Origin of the sequence: Bifidobacterium miconisargentati (genome assembly GCF_019331675.1) — a bacterium.
GTDB lineage: Bacteria > Actinomycetota > Actinomycetes > Actinomycetales > Bifidobacteriaceae > Bifidobacterium > Bifidobacterium miconisargentati.
Genome location: NZ_JAHBBJ010000003.1, coordinates 120,435 through 133,361, shown reverse-complemented (window position 1 = coordinate 133,361; position 12,927 = coordinate 120,435). Strand labels below are relative to the sequence as shown.

The following is a 12,927-nucleotide window of genomic DNA, read 5'->3' as shown; positions in this document are numbered from 1 at the left end:
GCGGGCGCGGCGTAAGCCGCAGGACGGTATGAGCAGCGGAGATGGGCGGCTGCGCGTCCGTGCGCATGTGCCCCTGCGTGACTGGTACGGCGTGTCGCCAATGATTCCAATGGTTCGCGCACGGCTACTCCATGCGAAATGATAACGAATTGACAAACTTCTGAATCGTTATAGAATTATGACCAACAACAAAATCTGAAACGTTCTAGAAAACCGGCGCGCAGTAGCTCCGGCAAGAGCGAAACGACATACCGAAAACCATCCGACATGCCACGGCGGCATCATCGCCCATGTCTTTCCGCGCGTCGTTTCTGAAACGTTTCACGAAACTGTGGGAGAACCAAGGGAGGTCACCATGACGGCAAGCGCAGACAGCGTTTCCGTAGGGAAGGCAACGGCGACAGGCCGCAGGGGAGAGGTGTCGCGGACCGCAAGGCAAGACCGCGCCCGCGTCTCGAAGCCCGGCGAATCCATGAACTCGTGGCAGAGCAAACTGCGCCCGTACCTGTTCATCGCGCCGCTGGTCATTCTCTCCGGCATATTCATCTACTACTGCATCGGTTTCACCGTGGCCACCTCGTTCACCGACTGGGACGGCATCTCCGACGAGATGGACTTTATCGGCCTCAGGAACTACGCCAAACTGCTCACCCCGGGCTCGGTGTTCTGGACCGCCCTGAAGAACAACATCATCTTCATGGTGGTCACCGTGGTCATCCAGGCCGGCCTCGGCCTCCTGCTCGCGGTGATCCTCAAGGAGCGGCTGCGCGGCTCGAACGTCTTCAAGGCGATCTTCTTCATGCCCATCGCCATGGCGCCGGTCATCATCGCCGCCATCTTCCGCATCATCATGGACCCGAACGTCGGCGCCATCAACGAGGCCCTGCGGTTCCTGCACCTCGATTTCCTGGCCCAAAGCTGGCTCGGCGACCCGAAGATCGCGCTCTACTCCATCTGCGCCATCAACATCTTCGAATGGATGGGCTTCTCGATGATCATCTACTACGCCGGCCTCATGTCCATCTCGGAGGACATCTACGAGGCGGCCAAGATTGACGGCTGCGGGTTCTGGAACACCCTCTTCCGCATCACCATCCCGAACCTGTCCGGCACCACCAACACGCTCATCCTGCTCGGCATCGTCGGCTCGCTCAAGACCTTCGACATCGTCATCCAGACCACCGGCGGCGGCCCCGGCCGCTCCACCGAATTCCTGAACACCTACCTGTACAAGGCCGGTGTGCAGCAGTTCAACGGCGGTCTGTCCGCGGCCATCGGCGTGATGGTGCTCATCATCGCCGTGATCCTCTCCATCGTCCAGGTCATCGTCAACAACCGGGCCAACCGGTAGGAACGGAAAGGAACGCATCATGAAGCGCAAAACCAGCACTACGGTGATCATGTACGTGGTCCTGTTCTTCTTCCTGATCATCTGGCTGTTCCCCATCGTCACGGCCATCACCAAGTCCCTGCAGGTGGGTGGCTTCTCCAGCTACCAGTCGGTGATCACCAACCCGGACGTGCACTACTTCCGCGTGGTGTTCAACTCGCTGTTCATCGCCCTGGTCACGGCCGTCGTGGTGGTGTTCATCACCTCGCTCGCGGGCTTCGCCTTCTCCAAGATGAAGTTCGCCGGCCAGAACGTCATCTACGTGGCGATGCTCGCCTGCATGGCCGTGCCGATCGCCTCCGTGACCATGCCGCTGTTCTTCACCATCAAGACCTTCGGCCTGACCAACACCTACCTCGGCATGATCATCCCGCTCGTGGCGTTCAACGCTCTGCAGATGCTGCTGCTGTGGCGCAACTACTTCGACGGCATCCCCAACGAGATCATCGAGGCGGCCCGCGTGGACGGCTGCTCCACCTGGCGCATCTACCTGCGCATCCTCATGCCGATCTCCACCCCGATGATCGCCACCACCGGCGTGCTCACCTTCGTCTACTCCTGGAACGAATACCTGATCCCGCTGCTGCTCATCCGCGACGAATCGAAGTACACGGTCACGCTGGCCTCCACCTACTTCATGGAGACCCGCAGCCAGACCCCGGAGATGGTGGCCCAGGAATACGCCGCCCTGATCCTCATGACCATTCCGTCCATCATCGTCTACCTGATCAGCCAGAAGTGGCTGCAGTCCGGCATCACCGCCGGCGCCGTCAAGAGCTGAGGTGAGTGAGATGACAGCAATCACAGCCGATCCCAAGCCGGGCGCCACGGCCGCCACGGTCGCGCCCGACCCGCCCGCACCCGGCGCCATCGCCCCGCTCACCTCCCGCACGTACGTGAACCCCGTCCCGTACGCGGACGGCAAGTCCCACACCGCACCGGACCCGTTCGTCCTGCGCTACCGCAGCCTCTACTACTGCTACGCCACCGACGAACACGGCATCCTCGTCTCCACCTCGCCGGACCTCGTCCACTGGACCTCGCACGGCTACTGCTACACCGAAGCCGGCCGCAAGAACTTCTGGGCCCCCTCCGTGATCCTCATCAACGGCGTGTTCCACATGTACTTCTCGAACATGCCGGAGGACGAGACGGACACCCACACCGAGATCATGCGCGTGGCCACCAGCGAGGACCCGCTCGGCCCGTTCGCCAAGCGCGCGGAACTGTTCGGCACCTTCGCCATCGACTCCCAGGTGGTCTGGGGCGACGACGGCAGGCTCTACCTGCTCTACGCCGACAACCAGGTCACCGGCCTGTCCGAGGACCGCCCCGGCACCTCGGTGATGATCGACCGCCTCGCCACCCCGTTCGCCCGCGAAGGCAGGCCCCGCCCGCTCATCGTGCCCACGATGGACGAGGAGATCTTCGCCCGCAACCGCTTCGGCGACGGCCGCGACTGGCACACCGTGGAAGGCGCCACCTACTTCATCTACCGCGACCGCGCCTTCATCACCTACTCCGCCAACGCCTACGAGCACGAGGACTACTTCGTGGGCTACTCGGCCGCCCCGCTGCCCGCCGACCCGGCCGACGCTCACATCGATACGCTCGACTGGGCCAAGCAGCTCAACGGCACCAGCTTCGACCCGCTGCTCATCCGCAGTCCGCAGGTGGAAGGCACCGGCCACAACTCCATCGTCCGCGCGCCCAACGCCGTGGACGACTGGATCGTCTACCACGGCCGCAACGCCGCCGACGAACTGTACGTGGGCACCGAACAGCGTGTGATGCGCATCGACCCGCTCTACTACGCCGAAGGCGGGCTGGACACGCCCGGCCCCACCGCCGACGCCCAGGACGCACCGCTCGCCGGCACCGTGCACGACGACTTCGCGCACGGGCTGGGCCCCGCATGGACCGTGGTGTCCGGCGCCGCGCACGTCGCGACCGCGCCGGAATCGGATGGCGGGACGGCGGCGCTCGCCGACGACGCGCTCGTCGCCGACGAGACCGGCACCTTCATCGCCGTGGCCGGCACCTCCTCCGCCACGCAGGTGGTGGACGTCTGGGCCAAGGCCCCCGTGACGCCGCTGGGCGCGTGCTTCGGCATCATGGTGCGGTACACGGACGACCGGAACCTCACCAAGGTCGAAATCGACGCCGGACGCGGCCTGATCGCCATCATCGACGTGATCGGCGGCGTGGCCTCCGAACGTGTGATCCGCCGCGGATTCGACGGCCTCGACCTCAACGCCTGGCACGAATACCGTATCGAACGCCGCTACTGCCGCCTGAACGTGACCATCGACGGACGGTCCTTCGCCTCCTGCACCATCAGCGACGTCCCCGGCCGCACGGGACTGTTCGCCCGCCGCACCGCCGCCGCGTTCAGCGCATACGTGGCCACCGAACATGTGGATCTGTGGGGCGCGCGGCTGCGCGACTTCGGCCGCGAGGTCCGGACCGACGAACGTCTGGTCATCGGCGATGGCGTACGACCGCACGGCGTGCGGCCCGCCACCATCACCCTCGCCACGCCGCTCGACGGCAACCGGTTCGTACTGGACTTCGCCTCCGACACCGACCGCGGCCAGACGCTCATCGCCGTGGACGACTACCGGCTGTCCATCACCGCGGGCGGCGCCGTGCTCATGCACGACGGCGAGACGCTGGACGGAACGGCCCGGCCGGTGCGCCTGCGCGAGATCGGCGGGCCCGTCCGGCGTGACCGGCTTGGCCGTGCGGCGCTCACCGTCCGCATCGAAGCGCTCGACGGCACGCTGCGCATCCACGTGCGCGGCCGCAGCTGGCAGATGCCGCTGGGCGGCCCGGACGCCCGCGTCCGCATCACCCTCGACCGCACCTCCCTGACCGGATACGCGAGGACGTCGCTCGTATCCGACGAACGGAAAGGAGCGTGACTGGCAAAGTCCTTCCTCTTCCACCCTGTCCGATGTCCTGTCCGATGTCCCGTCCAAATCAACCAATCACCATCAACCCGCTTTCCACAACGGTGTGAAAACACAAGAGAAACAAGGAGAACCATCATGTTCAATATGAAGAAGACGGTTGCCGCCGTAGGTGCGCTGGCCATGTCCGTCGGCCTGCTGGCCGGTTGCGGTTCCAGCTCGGGCGGCGGCTCCGACGAGGGTCTGGGCACCGCCGACAACCCCGTCACCCTGACCTTCTGGACCTGGCAGCCCACCGACGCCCAGTGGAAGACCATCTACGCGGCCTTCGAGAAGAAGTACCCGAACATCAAGATCGACTGGTGGCGCACCTCCGAGATGGCCGACTACCAGAAGAAGCTGCAGACCTCGATGGCCGGCGGCGAGGGCCCGGACGTGTTCGGCGTGCAGGCCGGCTCCACCGTGGAGCAGTACGGCCGCTTCGCCGAGGATATGAAGGACCTGGCGGACAAGTACATGCCCGGCTGGGACTCCAAGGTGGCCGAGGGCGCCGTGGAACAGACCACCAACTCGGACGGCAAGATGGTGGCCATGCCGACCATCACCTCCGGCTCCGAATACATCCTGTACAACAAGACCCTGCTGGACGAGAACGGCGTCAAGGTGCCCACCACCTACGACGAACTGGTCGAGGCCAACAAGACCCTCGTCTCCAAGGGCCTGATGCCGCTGGCCCTCGGCGCCAAGGACGGCTGGCATCTGGACGACATCTTCGTGTGGCTGTCCAACCAGTACGGCGAGGGCGACGTGTACAAGGCCGCCGAAGGCAAGGCCAAGTTCACCGACGAGACCTTCGTCAAGACCATGAAGGCCTGGAAGCAGATGATCGACGACGGCCTGTTCCAGGACGGCGCCGTGGGCACCGCCACCTACCCGGACGCCCGCGACAACTACTTCTACGCCCGCAAGACCGCGTTCTTCCCGACCGGCTCCTGGCATGTCTCCGCCGTACTCCCGAACGATGAGACCAAGGGCACGGCCGTCGAGAAGGACGAGCTGGGCATGATGGAGTTCCCGACCGTGGGCGACAACACCACCGGCCCGACCACTGGCGTGGACTTCGGCCTGGCGGTGAACAAGGACTCCAAGAAGCAGGAGGCCGCCATGAAGTTCATCGAGTTCATGACCACCGGCGAGGGCCAGCAGGAGTGGATCAATACGCTGCAGGGCGCCCCGGTCGACAAGGACATGAAGGTCGAGGTGCCGTCCGACGCTACCGAATCCGCCAAGGCCAGCATCGACCTGGTGACCAAGGGCCAGGCCTCGTCCAAGCTTCAGCGCAAGCTCACCTCCCAGGAGCTCAACGACGAGATCGGCGTGCAGATGCAGAACATCTACACCGGCGACGCCACCGTCGAATCCGCGCTGAAGGCGATCGAGCAGGTCAACGAATCCATCGAACGGTAGTCACGGCGGTCTGATCCGCATCCATTGAGGGCCGGCTGGCAGGCGCGTCAGCCGGCCCTTTCGTGTCCATAATCTGCCGTACACTTATCGATTGCTGTGTCGAGAGGCAGGCCGCCGCATAAGCCGGCTTCTCCACGGGTCCAGTCCGAACGGCCGCGCGAGTCGCAAGACGAACGCAAGGCCCGACTTTCGGCGGATTGACAGGCTTCCCAAGGGCAAACCCAAGGGATACACGTGAGCGATCGCGCCCCGGCAACGCAACAACACGGGCGTGCGATCCCAAACCTGGGGCTGATATGCGGCAGCACTGAAGGAACAACAATGGTTAACGCTATTGAGGCTTTTGACGCCAAGCACCTCAAGCCGGCCGAGGAGATCCCGGCCTTCCGTCCCGGCGACACCGTCGACGTGAACGTGAAGATCAAGGAAGGCAACAACTCCCGTATCCAGACCTTCACCGGCGTGGTGATCGCCCGTCACGGTGCTGGCGTGCGCGAGACCTTCGTGGTCCGCAAGATCAGCTTCGGCACCGGTGTGGAGCGCCGTTTCCCGGTGCACTCCCCGTCTATCGACTCCATCAAGCTTGTGCGTAAGGGCCGTGTGCGCCGCGCCAAGCTGTACTACCTGCGCGCCCTGCGCGGTAAGGCCGCCCGCATCGTCGAGCGCCGCGACAACTCCGCCAAGTGAGTTCGTCTACCGGTTGGCCGCGTGACCCACGCGAATAAACCGTGAAATTCAGCCCGGAACCGTTTTGGCTCCGGGCTGTTTTCGTAGAACCCGCGTATGATGGACGCGCACCGGCGGCACCGCCGCGGTATGCGCATCGGTTGGAACTCAAGGAGATGGCATGCAGGACGATCAGGACAACGGCGTATTCCCGGCTTCCGTGGCACCCGTGGCGCCCGTGGATTCGGCGGGGGAGCGGCCCCGGTCCGATGAATCCCGGATGCCGCAGTCCGTTCCCGGCCTGTCCGATGCGAACGTTGCCGGTCCGGCGGCCGATTCCGGCATGATCGTGTCCGCTGACTTCCGCGATGCCGATGACGCCGCAGATTCCGGCAGCGGGTTGGCCGCTTCCGTTGGCGCTGCCGCCAACGACGGCATGATCGTCTCGGCTGATTTCCGTGACGTCGATGCGGCGGAAGACGCCGGTTCCGGAAATCCCGATAACGCTTCCTTCGATGCGACGCCGGAGAACGCCGCACAGCCCTACGCCGCCGTCGAAACCGAATCCGCCGCCGACGCCGCGGCCCGCGACGCCCGCACCTTCCAGGTGGCCGATCACGGCGTGGACTCCTCGCCGGTGCCACCCGCCCCGAGTGTGGCGATCGCCGCCGAACTCGCGGACGACGGCTCCCGTGCGGATGCCGGCACCGCTTCGGCAGGCGGCAAGGGGCGCAAGGCCCATGCGGCCGCCAAGTCCGCCGACGACCGGTTCACCCTGCGTGACTTCTTCCTGTGGTGCGGCGTGCCCGTGCTCATCGTGCTGCTCATCCGACTGTTCCTGGTCGGCTTCTACGAGATCCCCTCCCGCTCCATGATGGACACCGTGGTGCCCGGCGACCGCGTGGTGGCCAGCAAGATCACGACCAAGATCTCGGGCCTGCAGCGCGGCGACGTGGTCGTCTTCAAGGACCCCAACAACTGGCTGAGCGCGGAGCAGAGCAGCGGCATCGGCGGCGGCTACCTCATCAAGCGACTCATCGGCATGCCCGGCGACGTGGTGGAATGCAAGGGCGCCGGCCAGCCGATCACCATCAACGGCGTGGCCATCAACGAGACCTCCTACATCCGTCCCGGCGTGGATCCGAGCTCCTTCCCGTTCTCCGTGACCGTGACCGAGGGGCACGTGTTCGTCATGGGCGACAACCGCGCCAATTCCGCCGATTCCCGCTACCACCAGGACGACGCGGACCACGGTCTGGTGCCCATCTCAGACGTGGTCGGCACCGCATTCGTGCGTTACTGGCCGCTGAACCGCATCGCCGGTATCGATGCCCATCACGAGGTCTTCGCCGACGTCCCGGACGCCTCCGCCGAGTAGTTTTTCTTGGCTCTCCTTGCAGACTATGTGTGAGCCGATAGGCAAACCAAAGAAGTCAGTCGTAGCCTGTCCATCGTGGTCTGTCCATAATTGCAGGACGAGCTGGCGGCGAAACCGACTGAGGGATAGTGCGGGACAACGAGGGAGAATCATGGCGATAATCACACCGACGCTGGAACTGGAGCGTGAACTGGCCGCTCAGGGCTACGACCTCATCGTGGGATTCGACGAGGTGGGCCGCGGCGCGCTCGCCGGTCCGGTGATGGTCGGCTGCGCCGCCATCTGGGCTCGCGACCTGGAGCCGTTGAACGATACCGATCGGGCGGCCGCCGAGGGAGAATCCGACGAAGCCCGTGGTGATGCCGCCGCATCACAGTCACAATTCCTGACCGTCCCGGACGGCGTGGCCGATTCCAAGCTTCTCACCGAACACCGCCGCGAGGCCATTTACGACGAACTGTGCGACTGGTGCGCCGCCTGGGCCGTGGGCCAGGCCAGCAACACCGAAATCGACGACTGGGGCATCACCTACGCCCTCGGCATCGCCGCCCTGCGCGCCCTCGCCGACGTCGAACGCCAGCTCGGACTCGACGGTTCCCAGCCGGGCGCAGCCGTTCATCGCGAAGCGGGAAATACCATGCAGACCGAACCCGTCTCCGGCTCCCCTCTCCGAGGGGAGCTGTCAGCGGAGCTGACTGAGGGGAGTCCGCGAACCACCGCAACCGCTCCCACCCGCCCAATCCGCGTCGGCGCCATCCTCGACGGCCCCAGCGACTACATCACCAAGGCGCTCGGCACCTTCGACGCGCCGGACGTACCCATCCCCGCCGTCGTCACCACCAAAGTCAAGGGCGACCGCAGCTGCGCCACCGTGGCCAGCGCTGCGGTCATCGCCAAAGTGACCCGAGACCGGCTCATGGTGGACCTCGCGCAGTCGGACCCGAAGTACGCGCCGTACGAATGGGCCCACAACAAGGGTTACGGTTCCGCGGCCCACCGCGCCGCCATCGCCGAACACGGGCCCACCGCGCTGCATCGCGTCTCCTGGCACCTCACCTGACGTTTCCCGGCCATCCGGCCGCTTCCGATCCGATCCGCCCAACCAGAACCGGACATGCGGGCCGGGCCAAGCGCCCCGTTCCGCGCCGCGACACGACGATGTGAGCGCTAACGCGGAACCGGCCGGAACGCGCTAAAGTCAGAGGAGACATATATCAGCCGGGTCCGCAACGATCGCAGACCCGCCAGCGGGAAGGTTCGGGAAGTTCTATGGTAACCAGCCGCAAGCCAGGCAAACGTCCGTCCATGTTCGAGGTGGCCAAACTCGCCGGGGTCAGCCACCAGACCGTCTCCCGCGTGATCAACAACTCGCCGGACGTCTCCGACGCCACCCGCGCCCGTGTGCAGGCCGCCATCGACCAGCTCGGCTATCGCCCGTCCAATTCGGCGCGCGCGCTGGCTTCCCGCCGTTCGCGCACCATCGGCCTGATCGCCGGCGGCCTCAAGTTCTTCGGCCCGATCTCCGCCATCACCTCCATCGAATCCATGGCCCGCGACCATGGCCTGTTCATGAGCGTGATGATGGTCCACGAGGCGCTGTGCACCCAGGCCGACTTCGACAACCTGTGCGACACGTTCAACGAACAGAACGTGGACGCCTTCATCTTCCTGACCCCCACGGATGTGATGTTCGCCGCCGCCTGCCGGGCCAAGGTGACCCAGCCGCGCGTGATCGTGACCTCCACCCACGGCCAGATGACCGTGCGCGAGGGGCTGAGCCTGCTCACCGCGGATGGCCGCCGCAGCACCGCACTGGTGGGCATCGACCAGTGGGGCGCCATGGCCAAGGTGGTGGGCCTGCTCGCCGAATACGGCCACAAGTCGGCCCTGTACTTCGCCGGACCCAACGAATGGCGCGACGCCCACACCCGACTCGACTCCTGGCGCAAGATGGCCGCGGCCAAGTCCATCGACTCGCAGATCGTGCGCTGCCACAGCTGGGATGCGGACGAGGCGTACGCGCACATGAACCACCTGCTGGACGAGTACGGCCGCCGTGGCGCCGCGCTGCCCACCGTGGCCGTGGCCGCCAACGACAGCCAGGCCATGGGCATCTGCCGCGCCCTGCACGAGCACGGCCTGCGCATCCCCCAGGACATGAGCGTGGTGGGCTTCGACGACATGTCCGGCATGGACAACATGTATCCGCCGCTGACCACCGTCCGCCCCGATTTCGAGGGGCTGGGCGTGGCCGCGATGCGCGAGACGCTGCGCCTGCTGGGGGAGAGCGGCGAGCCGGCGTTCCTCGCCAGCCAGCACGGGGTGGGCCTGATTCCCACGCAGGTGATGGCACGCCGCTCGCTGGGCCCCGCGCCACGCCGCTGAAAGCATGCGCCACGCCCGGAAAGGCAGCCCGAAAGCGTTGCAATTCGGCGGTTGTTATCTAACCGTTATCTTTTGGGGCACGGTATAAGTTGTGTCGAATACGGGTTATCTGTACAATGATTTCTGGAAATTGTGAGCGCTAACAGCCACCCCAAAGAGGGGGTTCGCGCCCAGGCGTTTTCAAAGACAAGGATAGATATGGCAGCAATCGACAACGCGGCCGAACAGGTCGCCACCATTGCCGAGAAGATCCGCGCGGGCAAGACCACGCTGGGCATCGAATTCGGCTCCACCCGTATCAAGGCCGTCCTCATCGACGACGACTTCCGCACCATCGCCTCCGGTGACTACAGCTGGGCCTCCCACCTGGAGAACGGCCTGTGGAGCTACTCCACCGAGGAGATCTGGGGCGGCCTGCAGCATGCCTACGCCTCCATGGCCAACGACGTGGAGACCGCCTACGGCGAGAAGCTCACGCACATCGGCCACATCGGCTTCTCCGCCATGATGCATGGCTACCTCGCCTTTGACGAGAACGGTGAACTGCTCGTGCCGTTCCGCACCTGGCAGAACACCAACACCTCCGAGGCCCACCAGAAGCTTTCCGAGCTGTTCCAGTACAACATCCCGGAGCGTTGGTCCATCGCCCACCTGTACCAGGCCGTGCTCAACAAGGAGGAGCACGTCTCCAAGGTCGCCTACTTCACCACGCTGGCCGGCTACGTGCACTGGAAGCTCACCGGCAGGAGGGTGCTCGGCGTGGGCGACGCCTCCGGCATGTTCCCGATCGATCCGACCACCCACACCTATGAGACCGAGTTCATCGAGAAGTTCGACGCCCTGCCCGAAGTGGCCGCCCAGCCGTGGAAGCTCGAGAACCTGCTACCCACCCCGCTCGTGGCCGGAACCCCGGCCGGCGAGCTCACCGAGGAAGGCGCCAAGCTCCTCGACCCGTCCGGCACCCTGGAGCCCGGCATCGTGCTCGCCCCGCCTGAGGGCGACGCCGGCACCGGCATGGTCGCCACCAACTCCGTGCGCGTGCGCACCGGCAACGTCTCCGCCGGCACCTCCATCTTCGCCATGGTGGTCCTGGAGCACAAGCTCAAGGCCCTCCACCCCGAAGTGGACCTCGTCACCACCCCGGCCGGCGATCTGGCCGGCATGAGCCACGCCAACAACTTCACCTCCGACCTCAACGCCTGGGTGGGCCTGTTCGGCCAGTTCGCCAAGGCGCTCGGCACCCCGGTGGACGCCGGCACGCTGTACGGCACCCTGTTCCGCGCGGCCATCGCCGACGATGTGGACTCCAACTGCGGCGGTTTGCTCAACTACCCGTTCCGCTCCGGCGAGTTCCTGGCCGGCCTGCCCGAAGGCCGTCCGCTGTTCGCCCGCAGCCCCGAGGCCAACATGACCCTTGGCAACTTCATGCGTGCCCAGCTGTTCTCCGCGTTCTCCCCGGTCAAGATCGGCATGGACGTCATGACCAAGCAGGAGCACGTCCAGGTGGACTCCCTGGTGGGCCACGGCGGCATCTTCACCACCCCGAAGGTCGCCCAGAGCATCCTGGCCGCCGCCTTCAACACCCCGATCAAGGTCATGTCCACCGCCGCCGAGGGTGGCGCCTGGGGTATGGCCGTGCTCGCCAACTACCTGTGGAACACCAACGAGGACCACACCAACCTGGCCGACTACCTTGACGGCTGCGTGTTCAAGGACGCCAAGTCCACCACCGAAAGCCCGATCGCCTCCGACGTGATCGGCTTCGAGGACTTCTTCGCCCGCTTCACCAAGGGCCTGCCCATCGAGCACACCGCCATCGAGTCCATCGATCTCGAAGACAAGTAACCGCTGGCTTGGCTTCCCCTGTCAGGGGAGCTGGCCGCCGAAGGCGGACTGAGGGGTAGCCGGACAGGTTACTGTCTGACAACCCACCGGTTTGGCCGTCATCGATAACACAAGATTTAGCAAACGTCCATCCATTTCAGTGGAAAGGAAACCAACAATGGCAACTCTGGCTGATTACGGTCCCGAGGTCCGTGCCGAGGTCAAGCAGGTGCGCGAGGTTGTCGCATCCCTGCACGAGCAGCTCATCAAGTGGAACCTGGTCGTGTGGACCGCTGGCAACGTCTCCCAGCGCCTGCACACCGCCGACCTCATGGTCATCAAGCCCTCCGGCCTGCGCTACGAGTACCTGACCCCGTCCAGCATGGTCGTGTGCGACCTGGACGGCAACGTGGTCGACGGCGCCGAGGCCCCGTCCTCCGACACCGCCTCCCACGCCTACATCTACCGCAACATGCCCGACGTCTACGGCGTGGTCCACACCCACTCCACCTACGCCACCGCCTGGGCCGCCACCGGTCAGAACATCCCCTGCGGCCTGACCATGATGGGCGACGAGTTCGGCGGCCCGGTGCCGGTCGGCCCGTTCCGTCTCATCGGCTCCGAAGCCATCGGCAAGGGCGTCGTCGAGACCCTGAAGAAGTACCCGAAGTCCCCGGCCGTCCTCATGCAGAACCACGGCCCGTTCACCATCGGTAAGGACGCCGAGGCCGCCGTCAAGGCCGCCGCCATGACCGAGGAAGTCGCCCACACCATGTGGGCCGCCCGTCAGCTCGGCGACATCATCGAGATCGACCAGGCCGATATCGATAAGCTTAACGACCGCTACCAGAACGTCTACGGACAGCACTGACCCGGCGGAGTGTCCGCGGCATTGCTCCTCGGTC

The 12,927-nt window shown here is 65.3% G+C and carries 10 protein-coding genes; all 10 read left to right on the top strand.

What is annotated here, in order from left to right:
- Window positions 1-472: 472 nt before the first annotated feature.
- Window positions 473-1,351 carry a carbohydrate ABC transporter permease gene (locus KIH81_RS02920; RefSeq protein WP_109057642.1) on the top strand — a complete coding sequence of 293 codons (879 nt, stop codon included), beginning with the start codon at window positions 473-475 and terminating at the stop codon, window positions 1,349-1,351.
- A gap of 19 nt (window positions 1,352-1,370) precedes the next feature.
- The gene (locus KIH81_RS02915; protein ID WP_109057643.1) at window positions 1,371-2,171 is read left to right on the top strand and encodes a carbohydrate ABC transporter permease; all 801 of its coding nucleotides are present in this window, start codon (window positions 1,371-1,373) and stop codon (window positions 2,169-2,171) included.
- 10 nt (window positions 2,172-2,181) lie between these two features.
- Window positions 2,182-4,314, top strand: coding sequence for a glycoside hydrolase family 43 protein (locus tag KIH81_RS02910; protein ID WP_214303992.1), 2,133 nt, complete (start codon window positions 2,182-2,184; stop codon window positions 4,312-4,314).
- 126 nt (window positions 4,315-4,440) lie between these two features.
- The gene (locus KIH81_RS02905) at window positions 4,441-5,769 is read left to right on the top strand and encodes an ABC transporter substrate-binding protein (protein ID WP_214303991.1); all 1,329 of its coding nucleotides are present in this window, start codon (window positions 4,441-4,443) and stop codon (window positions 5,767-5,769) included.
- Between the two features lie 321 nt (window positions 5,770-6,090).
- Entirely contained in the window at window positions 6,091-6,456 is a 366-nt protein-coding gene (gene rplS, locus KIH81_RS02900) for a 50S ribosomal protein L19 (protein WP_109057646.1), read from the top strand.
- A gap of 586 nt (window positions 6,457-7,042) precedes the next feature.
- Entirely contained in the window at window positions 7,043-7,813 is a 771-nt protein-coding gene (gene lepB / locus KIH81_RS12015) for a signal peptidase I (RefSeq protein WP_338024732.1), read from the top strand.
- 157 nt (window positions 7,814-7,970) lie between these two features.
- A complete protein-coding gene (locus tag KIH81_RS02890) occupies window positions 7,971-8,873 on the top strand; it encodes a ribonuclease HII (RefSeq protein ID WP_214304068.1) in 903 nt (300 codons plus the stop codon).
- A gap of 209 nt (window positions 8,874-9,082) precedes the next feature.
- Entirely contained in the window at window positions 9,083-10,198 is a 1,116-nt protein-coding gene (locus KIH81_RS02885) for a LacI family DNA-binding transcriptional regulator (protein WP_109057647.1), read from the top strand.
- A 198-nt stretch (window positions 10,199-10,396) separates the two neighbouring features.
- Window positions 10,397-12,043, top strand: coding sequence for a xylulokinase (locus KIH81_RS02880; RefSeq protein ID WP_214303990.1), 1,647 nt, complete (start codon window positions 10,397-10,399; stop codon window positions 12,041-12,043).
- A gap of 157 nt (window positions 12,044-12,200) precedes the next feature.
- Window positions 12,201-12,893 carry an L-ribulose-5-phosphate 4-epimerase gene (locus KIH81_RS02875; RefSeq protein ID WP_109057649.1) on the top strand — a complete coding sequence of 231 codons (693 nt, stop codon included), beginning with the start codon at window positions 12,201-12,203 and terminating at the stop codon, window positions 12,891-12,893.
- The last annotated feature ends 34 nt before the right edge of the window (window positions 12,894-12,927 follow it).

What these genes read in the sequence shown, in the direction of transcription:
- rplS (WP_109057646.1), top strand. Translation starts at nt 6,091, where the DNA reads ATGGTTAACGCTATTGAGGCTTTTGACGCCAAGCACCTCAAGCCGGCC.
- KIH81_RS02875 (WP_109057649.1), top strand. Translation starts at nt 12,201, where the DNA reads ATGGCAACTCTGGCTGATTACGGTCCCGAGGTCCGTGCCGAGGTCAAG.
- KIH81_RS02905 (WP_214303991.1), top strand. Translation starts at nt 4,441, where the DNA reads ATGTTCAATATGAAGAAGACGGTTGCCGCCGTAGGTGCGCTGGCCATG.
- KIH81_RS02915 (WP_109057643.1), top strand. Translation starts at nt 1,371, where the DNA reads ATGAAGCGCAAAACCAGCACTACGGTGATCATGTACGTGGTCCTGTTC.
- KIH81_RS02880 (WP_214303990.1), top strand. Translation starts at nt 10,397, where the DNA reads ATGGCAGCAATCGACAACGCGGCCGAACAGGTCGCCACCATTGCCGAG.
- KIH81_RS02910 (WP_214303992.1), top strand. Translation starts at nt 2,182, where the DNA reads ATGACAGCAATCACAGCCGATCCCAAGCCGGGCGCCACGGCCGCCACG.
- KIH81_RS02885 (WP_109057647.1), top strand. Translation starts at nt 9,083, where the DNA reads ATGGTAACCAGCCGCAAGCCAGGCAAACGTCCGTCCATGTTCGAGGTG.
- KIH81_RS02920 (WP_109057642.1), top strand. Translation starts at nt 473, where the DNA reads ATGAACTCGTGGCAGAGCAAACTGCGCCCGTACCTGTTCATCGCGCCG.